At 34.0% G+C, this 17,259-nt stretch carries 18 protein-coding genes and 1 pseudogene; 13 read left to right on the top strand and 6 right to left on the bottom strand.

The annotated features are described in order from the left end of the window. Positions 1 to 106: 106 nt before the first annotated feature. The gene (locus ABWU38_RS07060) at positions 107 to 1,342 is read left to right on the top strand and encodes a hypothetical protein (protein WP_265034133.1); all 1,236 of its coding nucleotides are present in this window, start codon (positions 107 to 109) and stop codon (positions 1,340 to 1,342) included. Then, positions 1,302 to 2,372, top strand: coding sequence for a hypothetical protein (locus tag ABWU38_RS07055; RefSeq protein WP_265034134.1), 1,071 nt, complete (start codon positions 1,302 to 1,304; stop codon positions 2,370 to 2,372). Before ABWU38_RS07060 ends, ABWU38_RS07055 begins: the two co-directional genes overlap by 41 nt. 97 nt (positions 2,373 to 2,469) lie before the next feature. Here the strand turns inward: ABWU38_RS07055 and ABWU38_RS07050 are convergent, their stop codons facing one another. The 5 genes from ABWU38_RS07050 to ABWU38_RS07030 are packed head-to-tail and all read right to left on the bottom strand — an operon-like array spanning position 2,470 to position 5,398. Then, on the bottom strand, positions 2,470 to 2,634 hold the full coding sequence (locus ABWU38_RS07050) for a hypothetical protein (protein ID WP_265016887.1): 165 nt from the start codon (positions 2,632 to 2,634) through the stop codon (positions 2,470 to 2,472). 49 nt (positions 2,635 to 2,683) lie between these two features. Then, complete coding sequence (locus ABWU38_RS07045) at positions 2,684 to 3,181, bottom strand: hypothetical protein (RefSeq protein ID WP_353272737.1); 498 nt, start codon at positions 3,179 to 3,181, stop codon at positions 2,684 to 2,686. 26 nt (positions 3,182 to 3,207) lie between these two features. Next, positions 3,208 to 4,017, bottom strand: coding sequence for an AAA family ATPase (locus tag ABWU38_RS07040; protein WP_353272736.1), 810 nt, complete (start codon positions 4,015 to 4,017; stop codon positions 3,208 to 3,210). A 22-nt stretch (positions 4,018 to 4,039) separates the two neighbouring features. Beyond that, complete coding sequence (locus tag ABWU38_RS07035; protein ID WP_353272735.1) at positions 4,040 to 4,849, bottom strand: ATP-binding protein; 810 nt, start codon at positions 4,847 to 4,849, stop codon at positions 4,040 to 4,042. Between the two features lie 54 nt (positions 4,850 to 4,903). After that, positions 4,904 to 5,398 (bottom strand): RNA polymerase sigma factor, encoded by a 495-nt coding sequence (locus ABWU38_RS07030; protein ID WP_264374896.1) that lies wholly within the window; start codon positions 5,396 to 5,398, stop codon positions 4,904 to 4,906. Positions 5,399 to 5,629: 231 nt separating this feature from the next. Here ABWU38_RS07030 and ABWU38_RS07025 point away from each other — a divergent pair, with 231 nt between their 5' ends. The 11 genes and pseudogenes from ABWU38_RS07025 to ABWU38_RS06975 form a co-directional block, all read left to right on the top strand. Further along, on the top strand, positions 5,630 to 7,705 hold the full coding sequence (locus ABWU38_RS07025) for an AAA family ATPase (RefSeq protein ID WP_264374895.1): 2,076 nt from the start codon (positions 5,630 to 5,632) through the stop codon (positions 7,703 to 7,705). A 118-nt stretch (positions 7,706 to 7,823) separates the two neighbouring features. After that, complete coding sequence (locus tag ABWU38_RS07020; protein WP_353272734.1) at positions 7,824 to 8,189, top strand: transposase; 366 nt, start codon at positions 7,824 to 7,826, stop codon at positions 8,187 to 8,189. After that, complete coding sequence (locus ABWU38_RS07015) at positions 8,132 to 8,320, top strand: transposase (RefSeq protein WP_353272838.1); 189 nt, start codon at positions 8,132 to 8,134, stop codon at positions 8,318 to 8,320. Before ABWU38_RS07020 ends, ABWU38_RS07015 begins: the two co-directional genes overlap by 58 nt. A 1,075-nt stretch (positions 8,321 to 9,395) precedes the next feature. Beyond that, positions 9,396 to 10,814: an AAA family ATPase gene (locus ABWU38_RS07010; protein ID WP_264687023.1), complete on the top strand. Its 1,419-nt coding sequence runs from the start codon at positions 9,396 to 9,398 to the stop codon at positions 10,812 to 10,814. 68 nt (positions 10,815 to 10,882) lie between these two features. Further along, complete coding sequence (locus ABWU38_RS07005; RefSeq protein WP_264376217.1) at positions 10,883 to 11,095, top strand: hypothetical protein; 213 nt, start codon at positions 10,883 to 10,885, stop codon at positions 11,093 to 11,095. Between the two features lie 723 nt (positions 11,096 to 11,818). Continuing rightward, positions 11,819 to 12,295 carry a Holliday junction resolvase gene (locus tag ABWU38_RS07000; protein WP_353272733.1) on the top strand — a complete coding sequence of 159 codons (477 nt, stop codon included), beginning with the start codon at positions 11,819 to 11,821 and terminating at the stop codon, positions 12,293 to 12,295. A gap of 103 nt (positions 12,296 to 12,398) precedes the next feature. Beyond that, the gene (locus tag ABWU38_RS06995; protein ID WP_264374890.1) at positions 12,399 to 13,625 is read left to right on the top strand and encodes a DNA modification methylase; all 1,227 of its coding nucleotides are present in this window, start codon (positions 12,399 to 12,401) and stop codon (positions 13,623 to 13,625) included. Beyond that, entirely contained in the window at positions 13,622 to 14,098 is a 477-nt protein-coding gene (locus ABWU38_RS06990; RefSeq protein ID WP_264374889.1) for a hypothetical protein, read from the top strand. Before ABWU38_RS06995 ends, ABWU38_RS06990 begins: the two co-directional genes overlap by 4 nt. 7 nt (positions 14,099 to 14,105) lie before the next feature. Next, complete coding sequence (locus tag ABWU38_RS06985) at positions 14,106 to 15,335, top strand: ankyrin repeat domain-containing protein (RefSeq protein ID WP_353272732.1); 1,230 nt, start codon at positions 14,106 to 14,108, stop codon at positions 15,333 to 15,335. A 229-nt stretch (positions 15,336 to 15,564) separates the two neighbouring features. Continuing rightward, positions 15,565 to 15,942 carry a head decoration protein gene (locus ABWU38_RS06980; protein WP_353272463.1) on the top strand — a complete coding sequence of 126 codons (378 nt, stop codon included), beginning with the start codon at positions 15,565 to 15,567 and terminating at the stop codon, positions 15,940 to 15,942. A 34-nt stretch (positions 15,943 to 15,976) separates the two neighbouring features. Further along, positions 15,977 to 16,186 (top strand): annotated as a pseudogene (locus ABWU38_RS06975) (major capsid protein); the annotation flags it as partial. 112 nt (positions 16,187 to 16,298) lie between these two features. Here the strand turns inward: ABWU38_RS06975 and ABWU38_RS06970 are convergent. Continuing rightward, positions 16,299 to 17,258, bottom strand: coding sequence for an IS110 family transposase (locus ABWU38_RS06970; protein ID WP_253308968.1), 960 nt, complete (start codon positions 17,256 to 17,258; stop codon positions 16,299 to 16,301). Position 17,259: the final 1 nt, after the last annotated feature.

Here is a 17,259-nt window from a genome sequence, read left to right as displayed (position 1 = left end):
AAAACTGTTCAGTTTTTTTTAGGAAAATTCTTCTTTTTTTTCATAATAAATTTTTGTTGACTAATCTTTAATCTATTTTAGACATAATATATTTACTTTTAGATATATGATAGCTAGTGAGGAGTTTTGGGAAAGCAGTTTAGAAATGCCAATATCCTTTTTGCTTAAGGACTTTCAAAATCCAAGTTTACGTGAAAGTTGGCTTAATTCTCTTTCTGGTAGACAATTAAGTGTGATTTTTAACCACTATTTTCAGAATAAACAAAATAGGCAATTATTTAAAGACCACGAAAAATGCGATGATATTTCAACTCAGCAAAAGCGAAAAATGCTTACTAAAATTTCTGAATCTCTGTTTGATTATTACTTAGTCAATCGTTTTAGTCGTGCAAAATCAGAAACAACTATAGCTGAAGTAGCACAGTCTGTATTAAGCCAAGATCTTCTGAAATCATTTCTGTTGCAAAATAACAAATATGACAAAAAGTCCTTGTTGTTTACTCTCTTTATAATTAATCATAACTTACTGAAACAAATTTTCTGCTTTAATCAAGTGCAGAAAAAAGGTTTTTTACCTTTCGTATTAAAAAATCCTCCAAGACAAAAGTCCACTTCATTTAAGGATTTTTTATCAAAAAGTACGATACAGGAAATATTAAAACAGCATGATCTATCTGAAAATGATAGTTTTGAAAGTCAGTTTCAAGAACTCTTTTACTACCAAAATAGTATTTACTTATTTATACGACGTGCTAGTAAAGATGAAGATTTGGTAATGAGTTCAAATAAGGTAATACACGGTTATAAACCTAGTAGAATTATTATTGACTTTGCTTTAAACGCTAACCAAGTAAACTTATCTATTCAAAGTTTTGATCAAGGATTAAAAATAGCAAATAGAATAGTAAGCTGTTATTTTCAGCGAGAATGTTCATTTACTAACATGCGCCACCAAAATACAACAGCACAAGTGAGGACTTTTTTGAATGACTGTGTAAAACAACATGTACCTGATATTCACCTATTTGAATTGAAATTTGGTCCATCTAAATCTAAAACTAATCTTACGTTAAACACAGATAATATTGAAGAGTGGTTACAGAAAATAGAGCCTTCGGTTGGTAGTGTACTGCATGATGTTTCGCTTGTTCAGCATATCAAAGTATTGTTCAAAAGTAAAAAAGTTACTTTATCCTTTCAGACAGACACGCAATACGCAAATTATATAGAAATTGATTACTCAGAATATGTTCTCAATAGAAAAGAACGAGATGATTTTAAGTCTTTAATTAGAGATAGCTATGGAATTACCGTTTTGTCGAAAACACTCTCAAGATATTGATACTATGTTAGTAAATAGGTCCTGGGTAAATCCTAACGAGAACTATATAAAGGCTGCAGAGCATCTCAGTCAGCTTGATTTTGTTAAACTTGAGAAGTATTATTTTGTTATTTGTGCTAATGATTTAGATCTTGATTTTCCAAATATACAAAATCCTTATTGCAAAAATGAGGTTATCATTTCTCATGATTTTGATGAAGATTGTGATGATCTAGCTTGCGAGGATTGTGGTCGTGATATTTTTCCTGATACTTACAAAAAACAGCGTTATCTTGTGCTTTCAATTAAACTTAATACAGAAAAAATTATAAGTTGGTTTGAAAAACTATTAATAGGACTCATATGGGAAAAGGCGGCAAATGGGATATATCATATAAGCTTTAAAAGTAAAATAGTAAGCGTTATTATACCAACTTTATGTACTGATAAGTCATATTTAACTGTAGATAGGTTAAGAGCTAATGTTGCTGTTCTTATAACTTTTGGAAAGGAAGACTTAAAAATATTGTTAAGCCTATACACTGTTTCCATGGCTGATTTAATTTGTGAATATCAAACTCTAAATCAAATACTAAGCGAAGCAGTTGAAAAAGGAGTACCAGAGCTATTACCTAACGTTTCCTTTCAAGCATTCCCTTATGTTCCACTGCAAGAAACAACTCTTCCAGAAAAAAAGATACTGCGATTAAAAGTTGAAGGTAATATTATTTATGTTAATGACGTTGAAATTATAGGCAAACAAGCAACTTCAAGCATCCGCATCTTTAGAGTATTACTTAAACAATTTTTGCGTGACTTGGAAGCAGTTAAAGAATATAAATTTCTTAGTATCATTCAAATAGCAGATAGTTTAGGTATTGAAGACCCAGAACAGCAAGTGCGCAGACCTCTTAATAGAATGCAAAAAACAATAGCAGAAAAGCTAGCTAGCACCTTGGGACTAAATATAAAACGCGATGATGTGATACAAGCATGTAACTGGTCAGGCTATCGGCTTAATCCATCTACCATTAACTTAAGTGCTAGCTAAGCTAATGTTGGACAGAAAACGCAGAAGGATACTTCTCTAAAATATACCGGTTCAGCGCTTACCTGCAATGAAAGTAAAAAATTCAACTACGTCTCCTTTAATTTTGGCTACAATCTCCTGCTCTTTCTCCTGTTGTCTCAACTATTATTTTATCTCCACGTGAATCTCCAATGTAAAACTCACCGCCAGGTAGTAAATAGAGTAGGTATTCTTCAATTCTATCAATTACTAACGCTTTTATTTCTTCTAGAGATCTATTCATAAAAGGTGCCCTTCAATAATTTATGATAAAAATATGGTTCTTTATTCGCTTAGAAAGGTATCCAGTCATCCCTCTGAGGTTCATCAGGAGTAATGATCGTATCAATTCTATTCCTGTTTCCATACCTATTATCAGCTTCAATACCAACTTTTGCAGTAAACTCTAACCCATTAAAATCAGCTATAGAGTTGACTTTTCTAGCAATAACTGCTTTTTCTGAAGTGTCATGTGCATGAATATTTCGTGCTGACTCCAAAATACTTCTAAGCATAGAACGTCCAGATTCTGCCCAAACATCTTCTCCTTCAACGCCTGCTTTGCCACTTTTAATGCCAATTACTTGAAAAATCTTGCGTTTTGCATATGGACCTTCAGTGACAGTAAATTCAGCGTTTAAATAGATGCTACCAGTAGTGTAGCTTTTCGTGAACCAATTCTCATAACCTCCAGGCTTTATTGCCATTTTTACCTTGACTATTGTACCTTTCGGTATTAAACTGCTTTGCAGTTTTGCGTTATTAAAATCAGTTAAAAAATCTGCTAGCATATTGTCTCCTATAAATTAAGTAAAAATCAGTTACTCCATTGGTCTACAGCCTTCCAACGGCCATTTATCTTATCGACAAGCTTACTTGCCACACGTTCACCATTACGCAGTTCAAATACTATTTGACGGGTAGTGCTTTCCTCATCATGAGCAAACATTACCATCCCAGTACTGTAGAAACCTCTTAAAGATCCAGCTCCGCTCAAACCCTGAAATGGATCTTCTTCTAACATTTTTTTGGATAGTTTTTTTGTATGGTGGGTGAGTATTATGCCTGAATCTGGATTAATAATATTTCTCAATCTCTCAAGTGTTTTTTGCAAGAAGAATAACATAGCGCTATTGTCGTTTTCATTGCCATATTCACTTGAGTTAAAAATGTTACGAAGAGGATCAATCGCAATAATATCAGGTTTAAAACGCTCTTTGACAACATTTTTGATTTCATCTATTTCTTCACTGCTAAATGATAATTGCACTCTTGGCGTGATAATTAAGTTATTGGCAGCTATGTCCAAAAGCTCTTTATTCAGTTGAAGTTGTTGCAACCGTTCTTTCATATATTCATATTCAATTTCAGTTTGCATGTAGAAAATTTTCAAAGGTTTATTTGGTGTCATACCGAGAAATGATCTACCAGCAGCCATGTGGACGAGCCAAGAGATCAAAAAGTCACTCTTGCCAATTTTAGGTGGACCACCCAGTACTAACAAACCTCTTTTAGTTAGAATCCTTGGTGAGATTATATCCTCTGGTATTGGCGATTGATCACTTAAATATTCCTTTACGCTATAAAAAGGGACTTTTTGACCGATATTGAAAAAGCTTTGTTCCATATTACTCCTTTTAAAATTAAATTTAGGCAACAGAAGCCAAGGTTTTGGCTTTAATTTTCGCAAGTAATTTACCTAAATGCGGTTCTTCAACCATATTCAGGCAGCCACTGCGATCTTTAGCTGGATATCCCCAAGTATTAATAGTCTGACAGACAAATGAACGTTTCTCCGTTCCATCATCTTTCTTGATTCCAACCATACTGATTACTTCATCAACTATCCCAGGAATTTCACTGGCAGTTTTAGCCCCTTCACATTGAGGTAGCCAAGTTGGACGATTGCAGTCATCAAGATATTGACCTAATGTACCAACTATGATGATGTCTTTGTCTCTGATGTGTTGAAACTGATTGAGCCAAGCCATCATTTCTTGAGCAAGTAACCCATAGGCAGCTCTTTTATCTTCTCTTCCTGATCTATCTGAAAAAGCTTCAGGTTGCATCCTTGCCCATAATAGACATAAACGTGAAGCAACGGTTATGCTATCTACAAAAATGCATCGGTACTTAGAAAACTCAGAGGAAAAATCTTTGTACTTACTAGATACATGCTCATAGTGTCTTTGGCTGTATGCTTGATCAGATTTTAGCGCAGGATTAGGCCCACCAATAAGACAAGCAATATCTCTGGCTTCATTCCAAGTGCGAATCTCAGTTGAATCTCCTTTCCAATCCTGAACAGCTAGAAGTCCTGCTTCAAAATCAAGGCAAAGTGTTGTTGATTCATCGAGGGTTTTGAGCAGACTGGTTTTGCCGATCCCATAAGGTCCAAAGATTACTACCTTCACACCTGTGATCAGTTTTGCTCTTTCTTTGCTGTTTATTATTTTCATGCTTTTACCTTAATTTGCCACTATATATAAATTCACCAAATTTCAAAAAACTGTTCAATTTTTCTTATGCTTTTTTCTGCAAACAGGTGCAAATTTAGATCGCATTTTCTTGAGTATGTTATACAAAGTAGTCCGTGATATATTGTTCATATCTGCAACTTCAGCAATGCTGTGGTGTTTTAATTGTTCACATAAAACTTGCCACTTCTTTGGTAATTTTGAAATAATTTGCTCAACATCAATACGTAGTATCGCTTCATCTTCAAAACAGTAACTTTCCTGTTGCACATTATTTTCAAGTTTAGGAGTAGTACGTGAGTGTTTACGGACTAGATTATTAATACGATTTTTAACAACTTGCTTAGCAAAAGTTGAAAGACTGCCCTTAGTTTTATCATACTGATCTATGCATGAAAGAAACTCACAGAAGAGGTCTTGTTCTATGTCTTCAATATCTTGATCAGTAAGCGATTTATAATATTTTGCGTAAAATTTTATTAAATTAACAACTTTAGGATCAATACCTGAATAAGAGTTTCGAGATTTCATAAGATGTGTCCTTAAATGAAAGACTTAAGGATGAAACTTTCTTAGTAAATATTGTAGGACATGAAAAAAATACCTCAGACAATCGTGAGTTTTTTACCCTCTGAAAACCTGGAATCTTTTTTCAAACCTCAGACACTCAAAACTTTGATCAGACAATGCACCTACGAACTGAACAGTTTTTGTAAATCCGGTGAATATATAGAACAAGACTTTCAACTTACAGATAATTTCATGAGTGATTCATACAATGTTCAAGAACTTAAAGCACAACTTCTATTAAACTTAAGATCTTGTCTTTTGTACTTGCTACCTAACGGAACTTTTCACAAAAATGAGTTTCAAGTAGGTGATATATGGGGTAATAAAGGAAAAAGTTTAAGAGTAGAACTAAGTGGCAGTAGAGCCGGGTTATGGAATGATTTTGCAACTGGAGAAGGTGGTGACATTATCGACCTTTGGGCAGCTGTACATAGAAAGAATGCAAGGACAGAGTTTCCTGAGGTAATAGCTTCAATAAGTGAATGGCTCGGAAATAATAAAAAATACAGAGAGAAACAATATGTTGATGAAGACTTTGAGAAATTCATTACCCAAAGTTGGAATTATTATGATGAAAATGGTCAGGTGATTGTAAAAGTTTACCGTTCTGATCCTCCCGGAAAGAAAAAAGTATACAAGCCTTTTGATGTTAAGCGAGGCAGATATGGTTCACCAGGAATAAGGCCAATCTACAACATTCCAGGAATCTTAAAGTCTGATAAAATTGTTCTGGTGGAAGGGGAAAAATGTGCAGAAGTGCTGATAGAGAAAGGAATAACTGCAACAACAGCGATGTCTGGAGCAAATGCACCTATTGAGAAAACTGATTGGACTCCGCTAAAAGGTAAACACATTATTATATGGCCAGATAATGATGAAGCAGGTAAGAAATATGCTAAAAATGCTGAAAAAAAGCTTTTAGAAATCGGAGTTGAATCACTTGTTGTTCTTAATATTCCACAAAATAAAACAAAAGGCTGGGATGCTGCTGATTGTGTAGAGGAAGGAATAAATGTTAAAGAATTTTTAGCTTCAACTGCACTTACTACTAATACTCTAAGTACAAAAAGTTTGATTTCATTTTCTGCAAGGCAATACTTTAACGATAAATCACCGATGCCAGAAGATATAGTTGCTCCTCGAATTTTAACTCCAAGTGGACTTTTAGTGTTTGCTGGAGCACCTAAAGTAGGAAAAAGTGACTTTTTAATTTCTTGGCTAATTTACATGGCAGCAGGAGTTCAATTTCTTGATATGGTACCTAAAAGGCCTTTGAGGATCTTTTATCTTCAAACTGAAATTGGCTATCACTATATGCGTGAACGTCTACAGCAACTAAAAATCAATGAAGAACTGCTTGAGATTGCTTTGGATAACTTAGTCATTACACCTCAAACAAAGCTACTCTTAAATGATGATAGTATAGATGAAGTTCTTGGTGAAATAAAGAAATCATTTGGTTCAAATATCGTTGATGTTATAGCTATTGATCCACTACGTAACGTTTTTGATGCTGGCGAGAACAGTAGTGAAAATGATAACAATGCTATGCTATTTTTCCTGCAAGAAAGAGTTGAAAAATTGAGAGCGTTAGTTAATCCGAATGCAGGAGTCATTTTAGTACATCACACGAAGAAGATGCAAAAGAAATCATTAGAAGAAGATCCTTTTCAGAGTTTCAGTGGTGCTGGTTCGTTAAGAAGCTTTTATACTACAGGAATGATAATGTTTAAGCCAGATGAACGGCAAAGTAGTCGTCAACTGATGTTTGAATTACGTAATGGTCATGCTATTCCATCAAAATGTGTTGATAAAATCGATAACTGCTGGCAAATACTTGATTATGAGTCACAGAGACTGATACATAAAGATTATGGACAAAAATTAGATGCAGAGCGTTCTCGTAGATATGATATTATACTGCAATTAATTTACGACGAGGCGAGAAATAGAGGGAAAGTATATACAATCAATACATTCTGTGAGGTATTTGAAAATAAAGCAGGTCTTGGTAGTAAAAACTCCATTCGTGAACGCATTGATGTTCTTGCTGCAAAAGGTTACATTAAGTTTAACAGGAATGATAAAAATGCTGAAAGAAGTAAGTATGGGATACTTTGTGTTGAAGATATGGAAAAGAAAGTTACAAACCAACTAAATAAGGATATTACAGTATATGAGAAGATTTTACCAACCGATTATAAATCGCCAGAATATGGCAGTATTATGCCAGTTGAAGATTCAAACATTTGGCTTTACTATAATTAGATCTCTTCTATATCATTTACAGTAATAAGGTTACTTACGAAGTATATTGATTATCTCAGAGCCTGTCTTCAAACTAAGTAGAAAGGAGATAAGAAGTGTGTTATAAGATATATTTAAAATGTATCCAAGCGATATAAGTGACAAAGAATGGAAGATAATAGAGCCATATTTTGAACCTAAAAAGACCGTTAGAGCAAGAAAACATAATATTAGAACAATTATTAACGCAATCCGCTATGTGATGAGAACAGGATGTCAATGGAGACAACTACCTAAAGATTTTCCACCATGGAAAGCCTTGTATAGTTGTGATTCGCGCTTGAAAAAAAGTGGAATATGGCAAGAAATTCACGATTTTCTAGTTAAAAAAGTAAGAAAAATAATTGGTAAGAAAGAAACTCCATCGGTAGGAATAATTGACAGTCAATCAGTAAAAACTACTCAAAAAGGGGATTCAGAGGGTATGATGCTGGCAAAAAAATAAAGGGCAGGAAACGCCATATTATTGTAGACACTGCAGGTCTTGTAATTACTGCTGAAGTACACAGAGCAAGCATTCAAGATCGTGATGGTGCTCTAAATCTTTTTGCTCAAGCTAAGTGCAAATCTACGTAAGTTTTTTGCTGATCAAGGATATATGGGTAAATTACAAAACCGCTGTTTATTGGAAACTGGATGTTTGTTAACGATTACCAAGAAAGTAGTTGATACAGGATTTCAAGTTATTCCTAAGCGTTGGATTGTTGAAAGAACTTTTGCCTGAATTTTAGACGCATGAGCAAAGATTACGAGCATTCTCCTCTTACCTCAAAAAACAATATTTTCTTTAATATGATCACTATTATGCTTCACAAATTAGCCTATTCTTGAGTTTGAAGACAGGCTCTCAGACTCCAGAACTCTTCAGTCTTGGCAGAATCTGGTGCAGTTTATGAGATCTGGTACTTTCTGGTAGTAAAAAAATGCTAGATTTTCAATGGTTTAATGGTTGACAGATTTCTGAGCTGTAATCTGGTTTAGGTGGCAAAAAGCTTAGGAGTATTGAGGAGTTTTGACCAGTCTCCAGTTTCCAAAATTTCCTATTATTATATAATAATAATATAGTAGTATGACTTTAAAACATACTACTCTGTTCGGTTACTAACCAGTCTACAATAATAAGCTATGGATACGTATAAAGCTCTCTTTCAAAATTATCTGATAAAACAAATGAACCGTAATTGGATTTTAAAGCGATTCTACAACCTCAGGGTACAATTATACCACCAAGACCTAAGTTACTCACGTAGGGTAGCTTAAAACTCGATTATGAGGCATTTCTAAATTATTTCTTGCTTTAAAGTTTTACTTGTTATAAAAAAACCCTTATTGTACCCTATCACGCTTTTTATTCGTTGTAAAACATTTTTTTCAAAAAAGTGAAAAGTTTTTGTAATTTAGGTGAAACAAGAGCTGGTTTTGGAGGTCTTATTGAGATATAACGACTTTTATCTAAAATTCTTAAGTTGAGTCTTTAGGTAATCTCTATAAATAATTTGTAGATGAAGCTAAAGGAAAAAAGTTGCTGCCATAAACATAAGCTACAAAACCCTCTCAATAGTTCAAGATGGAGACAAAGATCTAAATTTATTTATTTACGTCTCCAGTTTTATCTAGTATAACGGAGACAAAGATTTATATTTCGTATTTTATGTCTCCATTATTTATTGGTAGGAAAACTGAGTTAAAGCAATTACTGGAGCTTACAGAAAAAAATACTGCATCTTTTGTAGTAGTCAAAGGAAGGCGTCGTATAGGAAAAAGTCGTTTAATTCAAGAGTTTGGTAAGTATTTTGAACAATATTACTCCTTTATAGGTTTGCCACCAGAAAAGCATACTACAATGTCCTACCAACTTAATGAATTTTCTAGACAAGTTGCTAGACAATTTAATACATCTTTTGCTAGGTATGATGACTGGAGCGATTTACTATGGGCAGTTGGTGAACGTCTACTATCAGGAAAAACATTATTGCTGTTTGATGAAATTTCTTGGATGGGCTCAAAAGATCCAACCTTTTTAGGCAAAATAAAAAATTTTTGGGATACGCAGCTAAAAAATAATAACAAGCTAATTTTCGTTGTTTGTGGATCAGCTTCATCATGGATCGAGAAAAATATACTTAGTAGTACTGGCTTCGTAGGAAGAATATCGTTAACTTTAACACTCGGAGAATTATCACTTTCTGATTGCAACGAATTTTGGCCAAAAAATATTTCAGCATATGAAAAGTTCAAGGTGCTTGCAGTAACTGGCGGAATTCCAAAGTATTTAGAGGAGGTAAATTTTAAACATAGCGCTGAAGAAAATATTAAAAGGCTTTGTTTTACAAAAGGTGGGTTTTTAGTTGAAGAATTTAATCAAATATTCTCAGATTTATTCATGCGAAAAACGGCTTTTTATAAGCAAATAGTCAGAGCTCTTTCTACTGGAGCTAAAGAACAAGAAGAAATTTGTGCTACTTTAAATATCGTAAGACATGGACGCATTTCTGAGTATCTACATGAGCTTGAGCTTGCTGGTTTTATTGCAAAAGATCATACTTGGAGTATAAAAACTGGTACTGATTCACGACTCAGGAGATACAGACTTCAAGATAATTATTTAAGGTTTTATTTAAAATATATTGAAAAAGATCTAGGGAAAATTAATCGTGACACCTATTCTATAGGGTTCTTACCAGAGTGGTATACAATTATTGGGCTTCAATTTGAAAATTTGGTGCTGAACAATAGAAAGAGTATACATAATATCTTAGGAATTGATGGAATAATAAGCGAGAATCCATTTTTTCAGAAGAGAACGCGTAATAGTGCAGGTTGTCAAATTGATTATATGATTCAAACGAAGTTTAACACTCTCTACATTTGCGAAATCAAATTTTCAAAAGATAAAATTGGTCATTCAATAATACAAGAGGTACAAAAGAAAATAGATACACTAAATCGTCCAAAAGGCTTTTCATGTCGTCCAGTCCTTATCCACGTTAATGATGTAAGTGATGATGTTATAGATAGTGGTTACTTTTCACACATAATTGATTTTGGAAAATTATTAAATTGTAAGTAATGGTTTTTCTGACTTAAAAATAGTGTCTTTTAGTTTTTATGTTTATTCTTAACTTATAGAGGTTGCCTATGACTGATACTTTAACTTTAAAAGAGGGAGATATTGAAACTACTGCTTTTGATAATAGCAATTTTACTAGAGTATTACACGATGGAGAATGGTGGTACGTAATAACAGAAGTAATAGCTTTTCTGACAGGTAGTAAGAACCCATCTGACTATCTAAAAAAGATAAAAAGCAGAGATATAGGGCTTTCTGAAGGATGGGGACACCCCCCTTGAAATTAAAAAATAAAGTTTTACATAGCCCATTTCAATTGTCTCCATTGTAGCACCATTCTTAAAAACGTTTTAGAGGGCTATTATAGCGTTATCTAGATAGGGGTTGTAAATCAAAAGCTCGTGTAATCTCCTCTCAACTCAAATAGCAAAGAAGCTGCTGTAAAAGATATAGCTGGTCTTCAAAGCTCTTTAATTCCTTAGCTGTCTTAAAATTATTTTAACTTTTTTTCAAAAAATCCCGGAAAAAGTAGTAAGAAATCCGGTATATATTAGTATAGGGGCATTGAGTGTAGATGTGCTTCAAACAGAAAAGTTGGAAAACAGAAAGCAAAAGAAATCTAGGCTTTTACGTAATTGAGAATTTATATTTTTTTAATAAGGCAAAAACTGTGTTTTAAAGCTAGATGTGACTTTAGGGAAAAAACTATCACTGCTCACCAAAGAACGTCTATAATAGCCTTTAAACTCAAATAAAAGCTATCCTTAGTAATTCTACTGTTATAAAACAAACCTGCAGACAAGTTTAACAAGGTTTTTATCCTTTGCAAAAAAAAGTGAACAGTTTTCGTAATTTTGGTGAATATATATAACAAGAAAACAACTTTCTGCAGTAGCACATAATTCTCGTTGTTGGCCTACAAAAACCTATGAATTTCTAGTGTATTTTGCAGAAACCAGACGATATTTTGGAGTAAGTGCTACTTGTAATTTTAATAATAGCAAATGTCAACCCTAACACTAGATCTAGGCAAACAAACAGGATGGTCTATTCTTCACAACGGAGTAATTCAAAGTGGAAGTGAGAGTTTTCATACTAGTCGGTTTAGTGGTGGTGGAATGCACTTCTTAAATTTTCGTAGCTGGCTAAATGAAATGAAGGAAAAATTTCCAAGTATTGAAACAGTTTATTTTGAGGAAGTTAGAAGACACTTAGGAACTGATGCTGCTCATTGCTACGGAGGTTTCTTGGCACATTTGTCTGCTTGGTGTGAAGAGAATCATATTCCCTATCAGAGCGTTCCTGTTAAGACTATAAAACGCTTTATCACAGGCAAAGGCAATGCAAGTAAGAGTGAAGTTATTGAAGCTGTAAAGGAAAAAGGTTTTTTACCTAGAGATGGTAATGAGGGGGATGCTTTGGCGTTAATGTTCTACGTTATGAATTTCAGTAAAGATTTTAATGTATTAAAAATACCATAAAAAGTGGGTCCTTTCGGCCATACTGGCGGGTTTGGTGGGTTCGACCCCAGGCCTTCTTTAGCGTCAGACATATTTTAAATATTAACTTTTTAACTATCAAGATATGAATTTAGCAATCCACTATTATCCTACTCAAAATCTCATCGAATATGAGCGTAATCCACGTAAAAATGACGATGTAGTAAATAGAATGTGTGCTTCAATCAGGGAATTCGGCTTTCGTATACCAATAGTTGCAAAAAGTGATGGTACTGTGGTTGATGGTCATTTAAGACTTAAAGCAGCAAGAAAACTTGGTATGGAAAGTATACCAGTGGTCTTAAGTGATAATTTAAATGAACCACAAACTAAAGCTTTTCGACTACTTGCTAATCAATCAGCTAACTGGGCAAAGTGGGATGATGATCTTTTGAGAGTGGAAATTCAAGAGCTAGAAGATTTGCAGTTTGACTTAAAAATGACAGGATTTGAATTAGAAAAAGTTCAACGGTTTCTCGATGATTTTGACGGTGAAAAAGAAGATCTTTCTGACTTAGCTATTGATGATAAAAAAGTAACAAAACCAGGTGATCTTTGGATTTTAGGAAATCATAGAATCTATTGTGGTGATAGCTCTGTAGTTGAATCATATAAAGCGCTGTTAGATGATAAAATGGCAGATATTACTGTGTGTGATCCTCCGTATAACGTAGCATATGGTAACAGTCAAGAGAGAGAAGACAAAAAGATATTAAACGATAATCAAGGTGAAAAGTACGAACTTTTTCTCTACTACATCTGTTCCAATATTTTAGCATATACGAAAGGTGCAATTTACATCTGCACATCATCATCAGAGTTTTCGACGTTGCAAAAAGCATTTGAGGAAGCAGGTGGTCGTTGGTCAACATTTATCATTTGGGCAAAGAATCACTTTACGCTAGGAAGATCAGATTATCAAAGACAATACGAAGCAATGCTTTATGGATGGAAAAGTGGCAATAAACGTGAGTGGTATGGAGGTAGAAATCAAAGTGACCTCTGGTTTTATGATAAGCCAACACATAATACACTACATCCAACGATGAAGCCAGTAGAGCTAATGGAGAGAGCGATAGTAAACAGCAGCAGATCTGGAGACATAGTACTTGATCCATTTAGCGGTTCTGGCAGCACACTGATTGCATGTGAGAGAACAGGAAGAATTTGTAGAACAATAGAGCTAGATTCAAAGTTTGTAGATGTAACGATAAAACGTTGGCAAGTGTATACAGGCAGGGAGGCAATTCTTTCTGGTGCTGGTAAAACTTTTCAAGAGATTCAAGAAGAAAAAAAGGAGCAAAAAAAGTGAAATTAATAACACAAACAGAATGGGCAAGAGAACAAGGATTTTCAAAGCAATATGTCTGTTATTTAGTAAAAAAAGGAATAGTTGAGTTGGAGAATGGTTTGATCAATAGAGAACAGGCAAATGAAGCGGTGGCAGCAATAAGAGATCCAAGTCAACCATTGAGAAGAAAAAACTATTCAGAAAACGGAGAAAAACTTTCCACAATGTTGCTAAAAACGCGAATAAAAAATGAAATGGAACGAGGTAAACTGCTTGAGGCGAAAGCTAAGGCTGAAATAGGAGAGCTTGTAGCAGTAGAGGAAGTGAAAAACGAAGCATTTAATGTAGCAAGAGTTGTACGTAATAATCTGCTTAATATTCCAAATAGAGTTTCAGCGCTGCTTGCATCACTGAGTGACACTGAAAAGATTCATATGGCGCTAACTGAAGAAATTACAAACTCGCTTGAAGAATTATCTAACACTAAATTTTAAATATAAAATGTCTGCTCACTTAAGTTTAGAATTAATAAAGTGCCTCATTAATCAACCTGGATTAGATGTTAATGTTAGAGGATTAAATGGCAAGACACCACTACATTGCGCTATAGAATTTGACGAATTAAGCATGGTGGATCTGCTACTTACGAAGAAGAACATTAATCCTTTTGTAGAAGATAATGACGGCAAAACATCTCTTGATTACGCTAAAGAAGGAAAAAAAGCAGAAATATTAAAAGCGCTAATTAATAATAAATACGGGTCAGAACAAGATAGCTTACTTCATTTAGCTGCAATGGTGGGTGAGGTAAATGCTGTAAGGTACCTAATAAATAGAGGCATCGATGTTAATTCGCGTAATGCAATATTTCATACACCATTACATTTGGCAGCTGGTATTGGACATGTAGAAGTTGTAAAGATTTTAGTCAGAGAAGGAAATGCTGAAATCGAGGTTTTTGATGCACGAAATCAGACACCGATGCACTATGCAGTTAACAACAAAAAATTAGAGATAGTAAAGTTATTACTGGAGCTAGGAGCAGATGTAAATAGCGCACGTGTAGGACAAAATTCAATGAAATTATCACCTATTCATATAGCTGTAAGTAATACTAATTACGATGAAAGAGATTTGTGTCTCGATATTCTCAAATGCTTAATAAAGGAGCCTAATGCTCAAGTAAATTTGCAAGACTACGAAAATAAAACGCCACTACATTACGCTGAAAGACTTAAAACAATAGAGGTTTTACTAACGCGAGAAGATATAGATCCTCTGGTAAAAGACGATAGTGGCAAGACACCATTTGATTACGCTAAACCTGAGATAAAGAAGGCTTTGATAAGTAATAAATACGGTTCTGAAAAGAATAGTCTACTCCATTTAGCTGCACAAAGAGGAGAAATTGAGCTTGTAGAGTCTATCTTAAAAGAAGAAATTGATATTGATATTTCAAATAATAAGAGTCTATCACCGATCTATCTTGCTGCGGAAAAAGGGCATTTACATGTAGTAAAGTTATTGCTGAAAAAAGGAGCAAATTATACACCTGTTTTACATTTAGCAATCAAATCAAACAATTTAGAGTTACTAAAAACTTTATTTAAAGAAAAGAGCATCAAATTACCAGATGAGATAGGCAGATCTGTACCAATTTATTATAGGTGTATGGAGCATAGAGATGCAAAAGTAAGAAAATACAATAGCAGTTGTGTTAAAAGTCAATAGAGAAATGAAAAATACTGAAAAATAATTTTTACTTGGTGGGCTATAAAGCCAAAGATGCTTTTAACATATTTTACGTAATTTCGGAGGATTTATTGATGCAGGCAGCCAAGGCACGACAAAATATATAAACCTACAAAGCTAAAGCTATTCCGCGGACTATAGCAACTACAAATTCAGCGGAAAAAACAAAATTAATAACTTTATCAGCCAAAATTTCCAGGAGAAAAACATGTCTTGTATAACTGAACCAAATAATCTTGGTGACCTCTTAAAATATGAGGCATCAAATCTATACTCACGTGACCAAATTACTGTTGCTAAGGGACAAAACCTAAAGCTTGAAGCAGTGGTTAGCAAAAAGACAGATGATGGGGGCTTTATAAGAGCTCTAAATCCGCTAGGCACAGATGGTACTCAAACAGCAATAGGTGTGATTATAAACGATGTAAATAGTAAAGATGCAGATATTAAAGCAGTAATCATTACTCGCGTAGCTTTACTTGCTGATCATGCAATTGTCTGGCCAGCAAATATAACTGAAGAGCAAGAAACAGCAGCAATAAAACAACTTGAAGAGAGGGGTATTATTGTCCGTAAAGGAATCTGAATTTTATATTAATTTTTAATAGGAGCTAAACATTATGCAAAATCCACTTTCAAATCCAGCATTCAATATGATAGCATTAACTGGAGCTATTAATATTTTACCAATTAGTTTTGGTCGAACTGAAAGTTTAAAACTTTTTCCGAGTAAATCAGTAAGGTTTCGCCATATTGCCATTGAAGAACAAAACGGTTTTTTAGCACTACTTCCAACTCAAGTTCCAGGAGCACCAGCAACTGTTGGAAAAATAAGTTGTAATATTTGATTTAAATTCTTTTAAAAAGTGTGGATGTGGATAAGTGCTTTCAGTCTGTGTAAGCGCACTTATCCACATCCACACTAATCTGCTAGTGTTGGATCTAAGCAGACTTAGGGCTGTATTCCTCAGTAAAAACCCTGTCATCTCTTACTAAAGAGTTAGCAAGTAAAAGTAACTTTCTCATAGCAGCAGTGGAAGCAACTTTATATGGTTTTTTATATTGATTATGTAACCTATCAAAAAAAGTTTTTATGAAAGAATTCCATTTCCGCGCACTAAGAATACACATATACAAGACTGTTCTAATTTGTGACCTACCGCCTTGAATGCACCTTTTTCCTTTATTAAAACCACTGTCTCGATTAAAAGGTGCAACTCCGGCAATGCTAGATATTTGCTTTCTTTGAAGAGTTCCTAATTCTGGCAGATAACAAATAATAGTAATAGCTGTGATTTTACTTACACCTGGTATACTAGTTATTGATATGTATTTTTTTTTAAGCTCTTGACTTTGTTCAATCAACTCAATCATCTCATCTTCTAAAACTTGAATTTGATTCTGTAATATGACAAGTAGCTCTTCCATTTGTTTGATTATGGATATATCAGTTACTTGATGAGCTTGAGTTTTTTGTATTTTTGCCATTTCTACTAGTTGATTTCTACGAGATAGCTTTTGCCTCAAGAAGTCAACATTACTAACTTTTAAAGGAGTAACGCGCATATCTGTATTATTAATATAACGTGAGATAATGCTGCAGTCTATTTTATCAGTTTTAGTAGCAATACCAAGGCTTTTTGCATAGTCTCTCACCCATCTAGGTTGAATTACATATACTTCGAAACCATGGCTTAGTAAAGTATAAGCACATAATTTTTCGTACCCACCAGTTGCTTCAAGTCCAACTTTGATTACATTATGTAAATGCAGAAAGTCGAGTATTTGATCAATAGCTTGAACGTTATTTTCAAATACTTTATAATGTCCAAGTGGATGAATGTGGATATCTAGTTTATTTTTGCTAACATCAATGCCAGCAATGATATTTGATAAATTCATA

It is taken from the genome of Wolbachia endosymbiont (group A) of Urophora cardui (genome assembly GCF_964028435.1).
Lineage (GTDB): Bacteria > Pseudomonadota > Alphaproteobacteria > Rickettsiales > Anaplasmataceae > Wolbachia.
This window is presented reverse-complemented; position numbering and strand designations above follow the sequence as displayed.